We start from the raw sequence: 16,461 nt of genomic DNA on the forward strand, positions 1-16,461 counted from the left end.
TAAAGCTACTTTTTTACCCTGGCTTTGCCTGTATGAGGGTTTGAAGTATAAATGAACGTCATCTACACTTAAAAGATTATGTTCATGTTTACATTTACCCTAAAACAGAAAATTGGTTTATTTCTTTTGTCACTGGTGTCTCTCATGGCGCTTGCTCTTTTTGTGGTGAGTGAACCTATTGCTCAAGACACTGCCTATCACCACTTTGCTGATTCTACTCAGTATTTTTCCATTCAAAATGCCCTCAATGTATTATCCAATCTTCCTTTTATTGTGATTGGTGCTAGCTTCGTTAAGCTACTTTTACGCAGGAAAATGAGCGGACAGCCTGTTAATAATCATCATGCTTTCTTGTGGTTATTTATTGGGTGCTTCTTTGTTGGCTTAGGTTCTGCCTACTACCACTACAATCCAAACAATATGACGTTGGTGTGGGATAGATTGCCCATGGCCATCGCTTTTATGAGCTTGTTCGTTATTGCTTTAAGTGATCATTTTGCCAGTATAAAGAGCGAAAAAATACTCTGGCCATTAATTGCCATCGGTATATTCTCTGTCGCTTATTGGTGGTACGGAGAAAGTTTGGGGCAGGGTGACTTGAGAATCTACCTGCTGGTTCAGTTTTTGCCGATGCTTATGATCCCCATTCTGTTATTATTTTTTGACAACAATGAGGGGAGCAAAAAAGCCTTTTGGGTGTTACTCGGATTATACGTTATCGCTAAGTTCTTCGAACTACTGGATGCCGAAGTCCATCATCATCTGGTTTACCTAAGTGGACACTCTATTAAACACCTGGTAGCAGCTCTGGGACTCTATTATTTTGGCAAGCTTACTCTGGTTCAGAGAAGCAATAAAAGAGAAAGTAATAAAAGACACCCTGACGATCTTCACAAGTCCTCAATCAGGAAAACAAGCAGACACCCTGGTATCCCCAAATTGTCTTCCAACTAAGCAGAGAGAATCTGATGGAAAAGATAAGCAGACACCCTGGCGAGTTTATGAGTTCCTGGAAGTCCACTGTTAACTATTTCTGACTTTTAATCATTTAAAATCAAAGAGTTATGTCGAGGGTTGTTAAGGCCATCGATGTGCAAAGAAAAAGTAACCATTATTCGAAAGGAGAAACTAATGGGCATAGCTGTAGCCTTTATTTACATGCCAATTTATGTCATATTTTTATTCATAGCCATGTCGGTTGCGAAAGGAATTCGAAAGCGCTGGGCAAAGGAAAAAGTAACAGCGATTCAGCGATATGTTGTTGCTGGTTTTACGGTATCCGTTTTGTTGACATGGACATCGATCATGTTCGTGCCTGTTAAAAATAATGCTGACTACCTAGTTTTTTTTACATTACAACTCTCATTAACGTTAATTGCCCCATCTATTATGGGAGGATTGTTTTCTACTTTTTATAAACGGGAAAGCAGCGAGCACCAGCAGTTTTATAATAGTGTTATGTTTGGAATTTGCTTCTCCATTGCGGCAATGCCCTGGATCGGCTTTTGTTTATTGTATTTAAAGGAGCTTTTTTCCATGGGGTATGGTGGAGGATAAGCAGACACCCTGGCAAAGGAAACCAAAGACAAGCAGACACCCTGACCAATTTATGAATTGTTGAAGGTCTGTTTTTAATTATTTTCGAGTTTTTGTCGAATTAAATTAAAGAGTTACTTTATTTTGGTGTCTGCGGTTTCGTATTGGTTTACATTGTTAGGATCTTTGGCTTCTAGCGTACGCCAGGCAACAACATCGTTAGAGGAGTAGTACTTCATGTCACCAGAAGGGTGGCGTTTATGAGTTCCAATAAATTGTTGATGGGTGTCCATCTCTCCTATCAGGCAGACAGTAACGTGCTCAATGATAACCACAAATTCGATTTGGGCACCGATTTTGGGCAATGTCGGAAATGCAGCATATCGTTCGTTTTTAGAAATCCAGTTCATTATTTTGATTCCTTAATGTGCGAATGTTATGGCTAAAAAAGCTCCAGTTCACCTTCTCCAGCAGAAGTGTCCTGAGTATCTTCCAGATCAAATCGAAGCTCGTCTGTAAGAAACTCAATCCCCAGATAAGTGTTAACGTATTCCTGATCAATTTTAAAACTGTACTGAGTCAGCTTATTCTTATCAGCCAGTACTTCTTGAAGATTGCTGTCAAAATAGGTGTCAGGTAAGCCGAGGTCGAGCCGACAGTTATGATTAAGTAGTTTGTTTTTGAGGCGCCCTATGGTTTGGTTTGAAAACTCTCCTAGCCAGTCTTCAAGCTCACTCTCGTCAACGTTTATAATTTCATCTTGCATGGGATAAGTAAGGGATAAAACACTCATCGGAATAACCAAAAGTGCCAGAATTTCAAAGTCTTGGCTTCCCGCATCAATGACGGCAATGGGCGCTGAATTAAGTCCATCGACATCCGATTGATCGCATAGCACGGCGCTAGAACCGTGGGCTTCAAATACTTCGATGCAGACGGTTTGAAACAGCGAATTTATATGTGTGTGTACAGTATCTCTGTCCATAGTGATAAATAGCTTGTGTATTTCCGATAGAGATATTTTTATTGTAGTCGAGGGATTAGAAAAGCCAAAGTTTTTTGCCTGACATGCAGAAGCCAATCGGTGCTAAAGCACGGCTAAGCAAACCAGGAGTGGATTTATCGGCTACTATTTATAGAGTGACCAATAATATCAGTATCTTAAATTTATGCGCCCATTGGCTCTTGGCTGGTTGTGGATCCTTGCTTGCTCAGTCATTTGTTCTGTTTTTTCTCTCCCTGCTGTGTCTAGCGGCGCGGGTCGGCCATCTTTGCCATTTTTTCACCTGACTGATGAAGATGGATTGATTTCTAACGAAGTGATTCGAATTTTGCGCGATCGGCGCGGATTTATGTGGTTTGGGACCGTTCGAGGCTTAAGTCGTTATGATGGTTATCAGTTTGTTAACTTTCGCCACTCAAAAAAAGAGGGAAGTATTTCGGATAATAAAATCTGGGCACTTTATGAAGACGAAAATGGAATTCTATGGATAGGTACCGAGTCTGGCGGACTTAATCGTTATGATCCCAAGACACAAAAATTCACCGTCTATCAGCATGAACCCAACAATGCTTCTAGTTTGAGCCACAATTATGTCCGAGAGATTCATACTGCAGGTAATGGCCTGTTATGGATTGGCACTTCCGGCGGTGGCGTGAATCTTTTTGATCCAAAGAGTGGACATTTTCAGCGGTTTCGCCATCAACCTAACAACATCAATTCGTTAACCGATGATCATGTGAGAGCGTTACAACCGGACGAAAAAGGTGGACTGTGGATAGGGACTCGACTGAGTGGGTTGAATTATCTGAGCCCCGATCGACAAACGGTTGTTCATCATAAGGCGGTTGCTGGCGGTCTGTCATCCAATATGGTGCAAAGCCTACATCTATCATCAAAGTTTCTCTATGTCGGTACCTGGGATGGAGGTCTAAATCGTTTGCACCGAGAAACTGGTGAATGGTCTCATTTGGGATCTGATAATCAAAGTGCTAGCGATATTGGCAAAAGTGCTGTTATTAGCATTGTAAAAGGTAAAGAGCAGGGACTCTGGTTGGGCACTGTGAATGATGGTTTATATCATTATGACGAAAACTCTGGTCGATTTACTCAGCGCGCCCACAGTTTATCCGATAAATACAGTGTGGCAGATGGCGCTTTGTTTGGTTTGTATTGCGATGACACAGGTATTCTATGGTTAGGCTCCTGGGGTAAGGGGGTGAGTTACACCGATCCCAGCGCTCGACGCTTTAAAGTTTATCAGCATCTTGGCGAAGGAAAAAATAGTTTAACTAAAGGTCCGGTGGAAGGTGTGGTAGTTGATCATGAAGGGACACTATGGGTTGGTACCGAAGGCGGCGGCATCAATGTGGTACGTCGTGGTGAGTCCCACTTTGAAGTACTGAGACATCAACCTGAAGATGACCATAGTTTAAGCAATGATGATATCGAGTTGTTATATCTAGATCCTATTGATAAACATTCGATCTGGGTTGGAACACGTTTTGGTGGTTTGAACCAACTGGATATAAGAAGTCGAACCTTCAAACGTTGGCAGCAACCCGATGAAGCCCCGTTTTCTTTAAACACTAAAGATGTGCGTGCTGTATTGAGAACATCGAAGGAGCGGCTGTGGGTAGGGACCACAAATGGCTTGTATCTAATAAATTTGACCACGAAGGAATTAAAAGAATATTTGCGTGGCCCCGAGGGGTCGGGCCGTCTTAGTTATGACAGTGTTTATGCCCTCTATGAGGACTCGGCTGGAACCTTATGGATTGGCACCAATGGTGGCGGACTCAATCGTTATCATCCACAAACCGATTCTTTTACGGCGTATAGCAACGATCCGCAACGAGCTGATTCTTTAAGTCATAATTTTGTCTGGAGTATTTTTGAGGATAAGCAACAACAACTGTGGGTGACCACTGAGCGCGGTCTGGATCGTATGCTAAAAGACACGGGCCCCGCATCAACATCATTTCGTCACTATGGTGATGAGCGTTGGCCTTCGGTAGAAGTGGATCAAGAAGGGATGTTTTGGCTTGCAGGTCACCGAGGCATTCATCGTTTTAACCCACAAACCGAAACCTTACGTTTTTTGAGCTTGAATGATGGGGTGCTAAAAAATCATAACTATCCTGGCAGTTTTCAAACAAACGAGGGCGAACTTTATTTTGGTGGTGCGGATGGACTGACTCAGTTTTATCCTGACGATATTCGATTCAACAAGCATCCATCCCCGGTCGAATTAACGGCATTACGTTTGTTTAATCGAGCGCCGGGTTTGCCTACTGGCACCGTGTTGCTTAATCAGGCGCTCGAGAATCAACAGCCTTTTGTATTGCCTTATACCGAATCTATGTTTGTATTGGAGTTTTCTGCCATGGATTATTTGATTCGTGGCAAGATCCAGTATCAATATCAACTTGAAGGTTTCGATAAGCTGTGGGTGACGTCCGATGATTACCGTCTGACCTACACCAATCTGGATCCTGGTGATTATCTACTGAAGATACGTAAGCGATTGAGCAATGGCCAATGGTCAGAGCCCAGTGAATTGCCCATTATTGTTGAAGCTGCACCCTGGCAAACCGGTTGGGCGTATTTGCTGTACACTTTGTTTATTTGCGGTTTCTCGTATTCGATTTTTAAGTTTCAACAACGCAAGATGGCTTTGGCTGCATTTAAATCCATGAGTTTGAGAGATCCGCTGACTAATTTACATAATCGATATTTTATCGAGCAGTCCATTGATAAGGAAATCGCACGTTCTGTCAGACGCTATCAGTCGCGAGTGTCAGAGGGAGCCGATATCGTTCTGTATATGATCGATCTCGATCACTTTAAAACGGTGAATGATAATTATGGTCATCAGGCTGGTGACGATGTCTTGCTGCAAATGAAGTTGATTTTGGAGCGAGTGTTTCGACGCTCTGATTATCTGGTTCGGTGGGGTGGCGAAGAGTTTCTGGTGGTTGCTCGGTCACTGTCACGAGACTTTGCCAGTCAATTAGCAGAGCGATTAAGAAGTGAAGTAGAAACCTTCGACTTTCAGTTATCCGATGGCAATAGTCTGCGCTGCACTTGCTCAATAGGTTATGCGGCGTTTCCTCTCATCAAAGAAAGCCCCGAATGGCTTAACTGGCTACAAACGCTCGAAGTGGCTGATCATTGTCTTTATGCGGCAAAACAGAGTCAGCGTAATGCCTGGGTTGGATTTATGTCCATCGGCCATGAAATGGCAGAGAGCGAGCTGGCCGAACTGAAGCAGAATACATCAGACTGGTTGGCAAAAGGTGTTCTCGAAATGGATACATCGATTAAAAAGCCACTGATTTGGCAAAGCCATGAACGTGAAGATATCTGACTAGCCCATGTTTGCTGTTAGCCGTTGTTACCTTGCTGTTACCTAAGCCTTGATACAGTGCCTCCATCATTTACTGATTGGAGGCATTTTATGATGCGTATTCTTGTTTTAGCATTCATGGTGTTAGTGCTGTTATCCGGCTGCAATAGCAGTGGGCAAACCACGGTTGTTCCACAACCGGGCAATAAAGCGGACCTGGCTTTTATCAACGCCAGAGTTTATACCCTTGATTCAAACTTTCCCTGGGCCGAAGCTCTACTGGTCAAAAATAATCAGATCTTGTTTGTTGGTGATAAAACCGCAGCCGAGACGCATATCGGTGCCAGTACGCGTATTATTGATTTGCAGGGCAAGATGTTGATGCCGGGCATTCACGACACTCATTTACATCCTTTGGAAGCAGGTTCTGCGCGTGTCTCTTGTCACTTAGACAGCGAACAGACTCTCTCGCAGATGCTGTCGATCATTGAAGGTTGTGTACAAGATTCGGCAGGGCAAGACTGGCTACTGGGATGGGGACATGCATTAGAAACCTTGCTCAACGGTCAGCAGACACCCCGTGCATTACTGGACCAAATTGCCAATGATCGTCCCATTGCCATTATGGAAGCCACCTCTCACTCGGTATGGGTTAACAGCAAAGCGCTGGAGCGTGCGGGTATTACTGATTCAACACCTCATCCGGTGGGTGGAGCGATTCTAAAAGACAGTCAGGGAAAACCTAATGGTGTTTTGTTAGATAGTGCTGGTGATCAGGTGTTTGAGCTGGCGAACGCACCCACCGACGCTAATATGCGAGATAACTATATAGGACTGCAGTATGGTTTGGAGCAGGTTGCCAAAAATGGCATTACCTCAATTGTTGATGCGCGAATTTACTGGCAGCGCGGCTACCTTGAAACCTGGCAACGAATGGCAAGAGAAGGCAAGTTAACAGCGCGAGCGCAATTAAGTTTGTGGGCTTATCCTTCACTGGATGACAACGACCAGTTAGAGCGTCTTAAGTCGATGTATCACTCTGATCCCTCGAGCCTGTTACAGGTGAACAAAATCAAGCTTTATAGCGATGGCATCATCCATAACACAACCGCGGCCTTGCATGCTCCCTACACGCAGAGCTTTCCAGAAGTTGGCGACCGTGGCCTAAACTACTTTACCAAAGAGCGTTTAACCCGTTATGTGACAGAACTGGAGCGCGTCGGTTTTGATATGCACATTCATGCCATTGGTGATCGCGGGGTAACCGAGTCACTGGATGCTATTGAAGCTGCAAAAGGGGTTAACAACCTGCAACAACGTCGTCATCGACTCACTCATATCGAGCTGGTTAGTGAACAAGACAAACCACGATTTGCTCAGTTGGGTGTGATTGCTGATTTTCAACTGGCTGGAGATTTCACCAAGCCTGAGAATCACCATTGGAGTGAAGCGCTAGTTGGGGAACGTGCACATAAGATGCTCCCTGTTAAAGACATTCTTGATACGGGGGCGGTAGTAACACTGAGTAGCGATTGGGATGTGAGCAGTTTGTCGCCATTTATCGGTATGCAAAATGCGCTCACTCGCGGAGCACAGAGCTTCCCGGATCGTCATTCGGTGATTAAGGCCTACACTTTAAATGGCGCTTACTCGATGCAGCAGGAGCAATACACGGGGTCGTTAGAAGTTGGAAAATGGGCTGATCTAATCGTAGTTGATAGAAACCTGTTGACGGCGGACGTGAATACCATCGGCGCGACTCGAGTGTTATTGACCATGGTGAATGGAAAAATAGTATACAATCAACTTTAAGTTGAGAGGGCAACTACATGATATCAAGACGAAAGTTAATTCAGATGGGTGCTTTGCTTTCGAGTCATTCTTTATGGGCTGGTGCAGCTACGGCGAGACCTGAGGTCGATTGGTATATGCCTGATGAGTCTGCACCTCATGAATGTACCTGGATGGCTTTTGGCGCTAGCCAAAGGATCTGGGGCAAACGATTGTTACCTACGGTAAGGCGTGATCTGGCAACGCTGGCATCCACCATCGCTGAGTTTGAGCCCGTTCGTATGCTGGTGCGTCCTGCTGAAATGACCTTGGCACGCAGTATGGTGTCGAACAAGGTCGAGTTGATTCCTTTTATGATTAACGACCTGTGGATGCGTGATACTGGGCCGACCTTTGTTTTATCTGATGCGGGTGGCCTAAAAGCCGCTGCGGATCTTAATTTCAATGGCTGGGGAGAGAAGCAAGCCTACCAGCACGATGCCAAGGTTGCTGCGCAGATTGCTTCTTTATCTGAGGTTGAGCGTCTTACAACCTCTTTGGTGCTGGAGGGAGGTTGCATTGAAGTGGATGGTGAAGGAACGGCCATCATCACCGAAAGTTGCGTGTTGAATAAAAATCGTAATCCAGGTGTCTCCAAAGCTGAGTTTGAAGCGCGACTGATGCCCTTGTTGGGTCTGGATAAGATCATCTGGTTGCCAGGCATGCGCGGGCGCGATATTACCGATGGCCACACGGATTTCTATGCGCGCTTTGTGCGACCGGGTGTGGTAGCGGCTGGATATGATCCAGACCCAGAGTCTTACGACCATGAGGTGACTCTCGAACATCTGGATATTCTGCGCAATGCCACCGATGCCGAAGGACATAAGCTGAAAGTTGAAGTGTTAACGGCACCAGAAGATCTGCGTGGTGATCCCGATGAAGACTTCGCTGCGGGTTACATTGGTTACTATGTTTGTAACGGCGCTGTGTTCATGCAAAACTTTGGCGATAAACGGGCCGATGCAAAAGTAAAAGAGCAATTGCAACGGCTTTTCCCTAAACGAGAGATTGTGTCATTGAATATGGACGGTATTGCCGCCGGTGGTGGAAGTATTCATTGTGCCACTCAGCAAGAACCTCTGGTGGAGCCCAAGAAACACGATGCTGCTGTTATTGGTTGAAGATGACTTGGCCTTGGCTGAGTTAGTTATTGAGTTTTTACAGGAAGAGGGCATGGAGTGCGATCATACGGTGAATGGCCATCATGCCCTCGAACTGATCCAGCAGCATAAATATGAAGTGATTATTCTCGATATCAACTTGCCAGGGCAAAACGGTTTCGATGTGTGTCAAACCATGCGCTCTCAAGGCATCAAGACGCCCTGCATTATGTTGACGGCACGGGATTCTGTCGAAGACAGGGTGACAGGACTAGGGCAGGGAGCCGATGATTATCTGGTCAAGCCTTTTGCTATGGCAGAGCTGGTCGCGCGCTTGCAGGCTTTAGTCAGACGCCATGACCATCAAACGCAACTGAGCGTTGCGGATCTGACCTTGTTTGTAGAAGAACACCGAATAGAACGAGGCGGCCAAAGTGTTAGTCCCAGTCCAGAAGAATGGAAGTTGTTGTTGCATCTGGTAAGGCAAAGTCCATCAGTCGTGCCTCGCAGCGAACTAGAAGACCTCCTCTGGCCTGAAGGTGCACCATCAAAAGAGGCCTTCAAAATGGTGGTCTATCGGCTACGGAAGCTCGTTGATGGTGGCCATCAAGAGGCCCTGTTGCACACCGTACGAGGTGTTGGCTTGGTGTTGAGAGCATGACAAAGACACCGATGAAAGGCGCAATTTCCTTGCGCAATTTTTTATTACGTCAGCTACTGTTTGCCGGAGGCTTACTGACCCTGATGTTTGGCATGACACTGGTCATTGTTTATCAGTGGGGCCTTGATGATACGACAGAATACTATCTATATCAGGATGCTGATTGGGTTGTAACGCAGTTAGATAGAAACAATGAACTACCCGCATCGACACCCAAGCGGCAGTTTTACATAGGGTATTCGCAGTTGCCGCAAGCATTACGACAACAATTGGATGAACCGATTAAGAATAATCACGTTCAATATCTCAAAACACAGACGCATTTTATTTATCTGCTTAGCTATTCATTAACGACAACAGAAGCCAAAGACCTACAGAGCAAGCAAGAGTTGGCAGACACCCTGTTTGTGATTCATCAGTTTCCTTTAGAGGATGAATACAATGCACCCGGACTCTCGTTAAGCCAAATCGTGACCATTGTGGGTGCGTTTGTACTCTTGTTTATATTGTTAACCGCTTTGCTGGTCTATCGAGTCATTGCTTCTGCGTTATTTCGTATGGAAGCCTGGTGCCAACAACTGCCCATGATGGCCCCAGACAATGACGATACACAGAAGCATGACACACCACCTGACTTGCACTTTGCTGAGCTACAGCAGCTGGCCGACAGATTGCACTTTTCGACTATGGAGCTGTTCGAGAAAAACCAGCGAGAGAAATCTTTTATACGCTGCTTGAGTCACGAGCTTAGAACACCGATTGCTGTGATTGGTGCCGCTTTGGATTTACTACAACGACGATTGGAAAGTCCCAACCATCAAGACAAGCTCACCAAGATCCGTCATGCCAATCAACGCATGCTATCAGTATCAGACACCCTGCTTAACTTATGGCAGCAACAGAAGCACTATCCGGCAGAAGAGATAGCTATGGAATCATGGATTAAGGAGTGTGTGGAGGAGCTATCCTATATGGCCTCATCCACAGACATCCTGTTGAAGGTGGACTCGTCATTGACCTATTCTTTACCCGAGCCACCGCTGCGTTTGATTGTCCTTAACCTGTTAAAAAACGCATTTCAGTACACCCATCAAGGCGATATTGTTGTGAACGTAGACGCGACTCGCCTGTCTGTCAGCAATGATTTTGATCCTCAAGAAGCCACAAAAACGGCATCAACGGAGTATGGTTATGGGCTTGGGCTCTGGATTGCCAGTGCGCTTTGTGAGCAGCAAGGGTGGACTCTTCACTGTGAAACCAGTGGAGAATCTTATGTTACGACATTAGAGTTTACTTAAGGAATCTTGTGATGCCGGAGTGTCTGTCGGTTCAAAATGCGTTCGCCCTGAAACAATCGTCAGAAAGCAGGTCAACAGATTATGGCTTTGGTCTTGGGCTATGGATCGCTAGTGCCCTGGCAGAGCAACAAAGCTGGACTTTACTCTGTCAGACCGAAAGAGGCCGTTACCTGACGAGCCTATATTTTACTTGAGACAAGTGCTCTTAAGTATTGAATATCAAAAGAAAATATGCTTGTTAAGACAGTTTCTAGTTTGATGAAAGTTAACTAAAGCTTGATTATTATGTAATGCCTTACATAATATTGTGTAACTCATTACATAAAGTCGATGACTATGAAAGACCTGATTTCATCCCTTGGCTTCCTTGCCGGGGCCACTCGTTTTCGTCGCATTAGCGAAAAGATGTATCTTGATGGCGATAAGCTTTACCAAGATGCGGGTGTTGATTTTAGAGCCAGCTGGTTTTCGGTTTTCTTTACTTTGGCACAAGCCAGTGCACCGTTAAGAGTGACCGAGATAGCCGATAAGATTGATTTCACTCATGTCACTGTAAACAAAATACTCAAGCAACTTGACGATGTAGGTTTGGTCGAGATTAACAACGATCCCAATGATCGGCGAGCTCGCTCGGTCAGTTTGTCTACTTTGGGTAAACAGCGTCTACTTGAAGTTCAGCCTATCTGGCAAGCGGTCGAGTTAGCTTTGCGTCAGGTGTTTGATTTTGGCCATCCCGACTTATTGAATAGTTTGTCTCGAATAGAAGATTCTCTGGCAGAGCTGCCTGTGCATGTGCGAATAAATCAGCCTGATACGGCAAAGGTTTCGATCATCGATTATTACCCAGCCATCAAACCTCATTACTCTGAGCTGGTGGAGCTCTGTTATCCCCAAGAACACCTACGGGCATTAACCGAGCAGGATCGATGGCGGTTGCAATATCCCGAGCGTGTTTATCAAGAACAGGGAGGCTTTCTTTTGTTTGCCCGTTATCAACAAGCGATTGTGGGATGCTGTGGTATTAAACGGCTGGGTGAGCAAGATTTTGAATGCCTGGACTTGATAGTGAAACCCGATTTTCGTCATTCTGGTATTGGTCGGCAATTGGTTTATCGGGCGGTGGCACGATGCAAAGAGAATCAGGCATCGCGCCTATGGGCTCAAGCACCGTCTATTAACAAGGGTCATGACCTTTTTGAATTACTGGGTTTTGTTGAGCCAGCATCTTCTGTCAATATCCCCGAACTTACTGCCAGTCACAATCGGTCCAGAGTTCGTTTATTAAACTTATAGGGTGCATAAATGTCGGAACTTATGATTCGTAGCGCTAAGCCAGAAGAGTTCAAGCATCTGGGCCAACTCATGGTAAAAGTCTATTCGCAGTTGGATGGCTTTCCTAAGCCCGATGAGCAGCCCGCTTATTATTCGATGCTTTCGAATATTGGTGAGCAAGCACAAAAGCCTGATGTTGAATTGCTGGTTGCGGTTGATACAGCCGATCAATTGTTAGGTGGCGTAGTCTTTTTTGGCGATATGCAGTTTTATGGTTCTGGCGGTACAGCACCGCAGGCTAAACAGGCGACAGGATTTCGCTTGCTGGCAGTATCTGATAATGCGCGAAGGCGAGGTGTTGGTCGGTTATTAACCGAGGCCTGCATTGAGCGAAGTGTGGCGCTGGATAAACAACGGATCATAATACACACCACAGAAGCCATGAAGGTGGCTTGGCGGATGTATGAGAAACAGGGATTTACTCGAGCAGAAGAATTTGACTTTATGCAAGAAAAGCTCGCTGTGTTTGGGTTTCATAAGTGGCTTAATACTGACTCGGAGTAAAAAGATATAGAAGGCGCCGCTGATTTCACAGCGGCGAGTTTGCGTTTAATCGCTAGCCTTAGCCATTAGTCCTGAATAACTCTCGCCTGGCGATAGCCAGTAACAGAGGGAATCAGGGCGGTGATCATAGAAAAGCCAATAATGGCTCCCAATAAATAAACATTGTTTTGTGTTAATAGATTCACTTCGACATTCAATCCAAAATAAGGCACCAGAGAATCACCTAGAAGCATGATGCTGCCTGCTAAAAGAAGCAGACCCAGTAAACTGCCGAGCAATGTCATCAGCAGGGCTTCCAGTTCGATGAGAACAAATAGAAAGTAAGGAGGCGCACCAATAACGCGAAGCAGTTGAATTTCGCGCCGACGTTCCCGAATGGATGACAATAACATCGCGCTGACTCCCAGACAGGCTGCGGCAAAGACCAATACAGAGACGAGCAACAGGGTGTTTTCGAGCAGACTGATCATTTGCCAGAGTTCTGATAGGGCAACCCCTGGCAGAATAGCGGATAAAGGTTCCTGATTATATTGGTTGATGGTTCTTTGGATGCGAAAGGTAGCCATCTTGGATTTAAGCCCTAGCATGATGGCGGTGACACTCTTGGGCTGCAGTTTAGCTTTTTCTAGTGCAGATAAAGGCAGTGGTTTTTTTGATGTTTTGACTCCCTGATGCCAATCGATATGAATGGCTTCGATGCCTTGTAGACTAACGTGGAGCGTGTGATCAACTGGGGTTCCTGTGGGGGCGAGAATACCGACAACTGTGAAGGGACGGTCATCATGCATGCTGAAACTGGTGGCGGCTACACCATGGGCGAGTGTCAGGGTGTCTCCTAAACGATATCCGAGTTTGTTAGCCACTTCTGAACCGAGAACCACATCAAATACCTGTTCAAACGCACGTCCATTGGCAAAGGTTAAACTACGTTGCTGGCCATAGCTAAAATGCTGAAAATACTCGGGAATGGTTCCCAGTACGCGATAGCCTTTGTGCGAGTCCCCCAAAGAAATTGGGATAGCCCATCTTACCTGTTTGTTATTGGCAATGGATTGGTAGGTTGACCAGCGAATATTATTGGTTGGAGAGCCGATTCTAAACACTGAGTAAAGTAATAAATTGAGACTACCAGTGCGTGCACCCACAATCAGATCGACACCCGAAACGGTGTTCGAAAAATTCTCCTTGGCTTGATAGCGAATATGTTCGACACCCAGCAACACAAAGATACTGACCGTCATCGCCATTAATGAAAGTGCTACAGAACCTTTGCGGTCCAGCAGGCTGCGTAGGGCAAGTCGAGTGAGTGTCATAGCCAAGCCCCACCAATGCTAATGTTGTTTAAAGATTCCACTCGATTGAAGTAGGACGACAGGGAGGGATCATGACTAACAAACACCAATGTCATCTGATTGGCAGCGACCCTCGACATTAATAGCTTCATAAAGGCTTCACGATTGACGGTATCCAGAGATGAGGTGGGTTCATCAGCTATCAGCAATTGTGGCTTGTTAATCAGCGCGCGTGCGATAGCTACTCGTTGTTGTTGTCCAATACTCAGATGGCGTGTCGGCCGGTACCAGCTTTTTTCTGTTATGTTTAATGCGCTCAGCAATTCTTCTATTTCATCATTAAGTGCCCTTGTGTTTTTCTGTTGAGTAAATCGGGCTGCTAGCGAGATATTTTCGACCGCACTGAGGTAGGGAATTAAATTGAACTGTTGAAATACATAGCCGATATGTGCTGCCCGAAACTGGTCTCGCTGCCGCCCTGACATCTGATCTAAACGCTCACCAAGAATCTTGATGGCTCCCTCACTGGGGCTTAACAAACCGCTTAATAAGCTAAGCAATGTCGATTTGCCCGCGCCTGACGGGCCATGAATAAACACCTGTTCCTCCTTAGGAACGGACCAGGTTGGAATATCGAGCAGGTTGTGATGAGGTTGTTCTGGGTAGCGAAAACGAACATTGGACAGTTCGATGGTCATCGTGAGCCTTAATGCGTTCAAACTGGAGTGGAATTTTATGTATGATACATTATATCATTGAGAGGTTAAACTCACTCTGTTTACCGGATGCTAATAAATGATAAAGCGAATAACTAACTGGGTGGCACTTGGGTTTTTTATACTCATGTTACCCGCTTGCGAAAAAACCAGTGTTGATGTCGTCAGTGAGCAAGCCAAAGTTGAGCCAGAAGAAGGCTTGGTAGAACTTGATACAGTGCAAACGACGGACATCCCAGCAGAAAACATTCAAACGGCGCAGGCGGCTGTATCTTACAAAACCGTTGAGTGGGTTGATCTGATCCCAGAAGATGATCTCAATGCCTTGCTTGAACCACCAAGCTATATCACTGATGTTGAAGACGGATCACCCGATGACCAAATTGATAGCCAGATCCAAAATGCTATTGCCAGTGCCAATGACGATCGTTATCAGCAGGCATTGGCGTCAACGCGCATTATGCCCGAGATGAACAATCAAACTATTCGCATTCCCGGTTTTATAGTGCCGCTGGAGTTTAATGAACAACAAGCCGTCACCCAGTTTTTTCTGGTGCCATTTTTTGGCGCTTGCATTCATGTGCCGCCACCGCCACCTAATCAAATAATTTTTGTCGATTATCCGCAAGGATTGGACTTGGAATCTCTGTATGAGCCTTTCTGGATTTCGGGAACGCTGACCACCTCATTGATAGAAAATGAAATGGCCACCGCTGCCTATCGAATGCAAATGAATTCCTACGAAGTTTACACCGATATGGAGTGACGAGGGGTCACTCTATTCTGCGTTGTTTCTTGCCGATCGATGAGGGAACTTTTGGTCAATGACGACGGCATTGTGTGCATGCAAACTTTCTTGATGTTCAACTTTAAACCAGTAGTCTTCGAGCCAAGTTGTTTGCTCTAAGAAGCCTTTGATTTTTCTTGCTGCATCTTCACAAAACATAAGATTACTGGCATTGAGTCGAGCGAACTCTTGTTCATCGCTACGTTTAACCATGGTTTGTACGGGCGTGCCCAGAGTTTCTTCAAGTTGAGAAATCCACGATGACAATGAAGGCCATGAGTTATCACCTAAAGTTAATTTTAGATAGGCATAGGAACGTTGACTATGTGGCGTAGCAATCGAATTGGCGTGAACCCATGATAGAAGCGCCTGTTTGTCGATGGTCGCACCGGAAAATTCATTGCTAATGGCATTGGCAAGAAGTTGACGAGACAGAGCAGCGGAGCAGGGGCAGGTACTTGAATAAGGAATGGACAGTTTGAGTTCATAGTTATATTGGCCATTGACCCATTCTGCAATGATTTTAACAGGGTAAGTTTGAAATCCCGTTTCATTGCTGAGCAACGATGGCTTGGGCAGTAACAAGTCAAATGATAAGTCTAGCTTTGCACTGTGACAGATCCCAGCTTGAGAAGACACTAAATGAACTAACACTGAGTCGAGCGCGCCTTTGTTGCAGGGTTTTTCTGCCAGCTGATTGAGCAGGGCATGTAAGCGCGACATGTGTATGCCTTTGGATGCGGTACTATCAAGACTCACATACACATTAGCTTTGGCTGCAACGGTGAGTTGTTTTCCTTCGGCATCGAAAGTAATAGGAACGGCAATGTCTTCCATGCCGACCCACTGTAGTTTGTAAGAGTCAGTCACATTGGGAGTATTGGTAATGTCGGGAAGTGTTTCGGTTAACTGCATTTAAACGGTGCCTAATAAAATTTAAAAGATAAAACGTAAAGCTCTCGATTTTTATCGAGAGCAACAAAACAACATCAAAGTTTATCGAGAGGCGAGCTTTTCAGACGCTAAGCGATTGCAGGAGCTTTTGTCCTGTTG

Annotated in this window: 15 protein-coding genes; 10 read left to right on the top strand and 5 right to left on the bottom strand. The window is 45.3% G+C overall.

The window, feature by feature from the left end; genetic code table 11:
- Positions 1-84 precede the first annotated feature (84 nt).
- Together NH399_RS08065 and NH399_RS08070 are read left to right on the top strand one after the other, a co-directional pair.
- Positions 85-954: a ceramidase domain-containing protein gene (locus NH399_RS08065; RefSeq protein WP_253038574.1), complete on the top strand. Its 870-nt coding sequence runs from the start codon at positions 85-87 to the stop codon at positions 952-954.
- Positions 955-1,131: 177 nt separating this feature from the next.
- On the top strand, positions 1,132-1,557 hold the full coding sequence (locus NH399_RS08070; RefSeq protein WP_253038576.1) for a hypothetical protein: 426 nt from the start codon (positions 1,132-1,134) through the stop codon (positions 1,555-1,557).
- A 113-nt stretch (positions 1,558-1,670) separates the two neighbouring features.
- Here NH399_RS08070 and NH399_RS08075 read toward each other — a convergent pair whose 3' ends face one another.
- Complete coding sequence (locus tag NH399_RS08075; RefSeq protein ID WP_253038578.1) at positions 1,671-1,946, bottom strand: hypothetical protein; 276 nt, start codon at positions 1,944-1,946, stop codon at positions 1,671-1,673.
- A 32-nt stretch (positions 1,947-1,978) separates the two neighbouring features.
- The gene (locus NH399_RS08080) at positions 1,979-2,521 is read right to left on the bottom strand and encodes a hypothetical protein (protein ID WP_253038580.1); all 543 of its coding nucleotides are present in this window, start codon (positions 2,519-2,521) and stop codon (positions 1,979-1,981) included.
- A 184-nt stretch (positions 2,522-2,705) separates the two neighbouring features.
- Here NH399_RS08080 and NH399_RS08085 point away from each other — a divergent pair, with 184 nt between their 5' ends.
- The 7 genes from NH399_RS08085 to NH399_RS08115 all read left to right on the top strand — a co-directional run bounded on the left by NH399_RS08085 (position 2,706) and on the right by NH399_RS08115 (position 12,613).
- Entirely contained in the window at positions 2,706-5,906 is a 3,201-nt protein-coding gene (locus NH399_RS08085; protein ID WP_253038590.1) for a ligand-binding sensor domain-containing diguanylate cyclase, read from the top strand.
- Between the two features lie 90 nt (positions 5,907-5,996).
- Positions 5,997-7,697, top strand: coding sequence for an amidohydrolase (locus tag NH399_RS08090; protein WP_253038592.1), 1,701 nt, complete (start codon positions 5,997-5,999; stop codon positions 7,695-7,697).
- Between the two features lie 17 nt (positions 7,698-7,714).
- Complete coding sequence (locus NH399_RS08095) at positions 7,715-8,839, top strand: agmatine/peptidylarginine deiminase (protein WP_253038594.1); 1,125 nt, start codon at positions 7,715-7,717, stop codon at positions 8,837-8,839.
- Complete coding sequence (locus NH399_RS08100; RefSeq protein ID WP_253038596.1) at positions 8,820-9,479, top strand: response regulator transcription factor; 660 nt, start codon at positions 8,820-8,822, stop codon at positions 9,477-9,479. Before NH399_RS08095 ends, NH399_RS08100 begins: the two co-directional genes overlap by 20 nt.
- Positions 9,476-10,777: a HAMP domain-containing sensor histidine kinase gene (locus NH399_RS08105; protein WP_253038598.1), complete on the top strand. Its 1,302-nt coding sequence runs from the start codon at positions 9,476-9,478 to the stop codon at positions 10,775-10,777. Before NH399_RS08100 ends, NH399_RS08105 begins: the two co-directional genes overlap by 4 nt.
- Before the next feature lie 336 nt (positions 10,778-11,113).
- Positions 11,114-12,070 (top strand): helix-turn-helix domain-containing GNAT family N-acetyltransferase, encoded by a 957-nt coding sequence (locus NH399_RS08110; RefSeq protein ID WP_253038599.1) that lies wholly within the window; start codon positions 11,114-11,116, stop codon positions 12,068-12,070.
- Between the two features lie 9 nt (positions 12,071-12,079).
- A complete protein-coding gene (locus NH399_RS08115) occupies positions 12,080-12,613 on the top strand; it encodes a GNAT family N-acetyltransferase (RefSeq protein ID WP_253038600.1) in 534 nt (177 codons plus the stop codon).
- A 65-nt stretch (positions 12,614-12,678) separates the two neighbouring features.
- Here the strand turns inward: NH399_RS08115 and NH399_RS08120 are convergent, their stop codons facing one another.
- Together NH399_RS08120 and NH399_RS08125 are read right to left on the bottom strand one after the other, a co-directional pair.
- Positions 12,679-13,926, bottom strand: a complete 1,248-nt coding sequence (locus NH399_RS08120; RefSeq protein WP_253038601.1) for an FtsX-like permease family protein — start codon at positions 13,924-13,926, stop codon at positions 12,679-12,681.
- Complete coding sequence (locus NH399_RS08125; RefSeq protein WP_253038607.1) at positions 13,923-14,603, bottom strand: ATP-binding cassette domain-containing protein; 681 nt, start codon at positions 14,601-14,603, stop codon at positions 13,923-13,925. Before NH399_RS08125 ends, NH399_RS08120 begins: the two co-directional genes overlap by 4 nt.
- A gap of 97 nt (positions 14,604-14,700) precedes the next feature.
- Between NH399_RS08125 and NH399_RS08130 the strand changes: the two genes are divergently transcribed.
- Positions 14,701-15,387 (top strand): DUF3299 domain-containing protein, encoded by a 687-nt coding sequence (locus tag NH399_RS08130; RefSeq protein WP_253038609.1) that lies wholly within the window; start codon positions 14,701-14,703, stop codon positions 15,385-15,387.
- Between the two features lie 12 nt (positions 15,388-15,399).
- Here the strand turns inward: NH399_RS08130 and folE2 are convergent, their stop codons facing one another.
- Positions 15,400-16,323, bottom strand: coding sequence for a GTP cyclohydrolase FolE2 (gene folE2, locus NH399_RS08135; protein ID WP_253038620.1), 924 nt, complete (start codon positions 16,321-16,323; stop codon positions 15,400-15,402).
- Between the last annotated feature and the right edge of the window lie 138 nt (positions 16,324-16,461).

It is taken from the genome of Pleionea sp. CnH1-48 (genome assembly GCF_024124665.1).
Lineage (GTDB): Bacteria > Pseudomonadota > Gammaproteobacteria > Enterobacterales > Kangiellaceae > JAMXSB01.

Bases quoted from the DNA above. Each gene is read 5' to 3' on its own strand.
- NH399_RS08065 (WP_253038574.1), top strand. From the start codon at position 85: ATGTTTACATTTACCCTAAAACAGAAAATTGGTTTATTTCTTTTGTCA.
- NH399_RS08070 (WP_253038576.1), top strand. From the start codon at position 1,132: ATGGGCATAGCTGTAGCCTTTATTTACATGCCAATTTATGTCATATTT.
- NH399_RS08075 (WP_253038578.1), bottom strand. From the start codon at position 1,946: ATGAACTGGATTTCTAAAAACGAACGATATGCTGCATTTCCGACATTG.
- NH399_RS08080 (WP_253038580.1), bottom strand. From the start codon at position 2,521: ATGGACAGAGATACTGTACACACACATATAAATTCGCTGTTTCAAACC.
- NH399_RS08085 (WP_253038590.1), top strand. From the start codon at position 2,706: ATGCGCCCATTGGCTCTTGGCTGGTTGTGGATCCTTGCTTGCTCAGTC.
- NH399_RS08090 (WP_253038592.1), top strand. From the start codon at position 5,997: ATGATGCGTATTCTTGTTTTAGCATTCATGGTGTTAGTGCTGTTATCC.
- NH399_RS08095 (WP_253038594.1), top strand. From the start codon at position 7,715: ATGATATCAAGACGAAAGTTAATTCAGATGGGTGCTTTGCTTTCGAGT.
- NH399_RS08100 (WP_253038596.1), top strand. From the start codon at position 8,820: ATGCTGCTGTTATTGGTTGAAGATGACTTGGCCTTGGCTGAGTTAGTT.
- NH399_RS08105 (WP_253038598.1), top strand. From the start codon at position 9,476: ATGACAAAGACACCGATGAAAGGCGCAATTTCCTTGCGCAATTTTTTA.
- NH399_RS08110 (WP_253038599.1), top strand. From the start codon at position 11,114: ATGAAAGACCTGATTTCATCCCTTGGCTTCCTTGCCGGGGCCACTCGT.
- NH399_RS08115 (WP_253038600.1), top strand. From the start codon at position 12,080: ATGTCGGAACTTATGATTCGTAGCGCTAAGCCAGAAGAGTTCAAGCAT.
- NH399_RS08120 (WP_253038601.1), bottom strand. From the start codon at position 13,926: ATGACACTCACTCGACTTGCCCTACGCAGCCTGCTGGACCGCAAAGGT.
- NH399_RS08125 (WP_253038607.1), bottom strand. From the start codon at position 14,603: ATGACCATCGAACTGTCCAATGTTCGTTTTCGCTACCCAGAACAACCT.
- NH399_RS08130 (WP_253038609.1), top strand. From the start codon at position 14,701: ATGATAAAGCGAATAACTAACTGGGTGGCACTTGGGTTTTTTATACTC.
- folE2 (WP_253038620.1), bottom strand. From the start codon at position 16,323: ATGCAGTTAACCGAAACACTTCCCGACATTACCAATACTCCCAATGTG.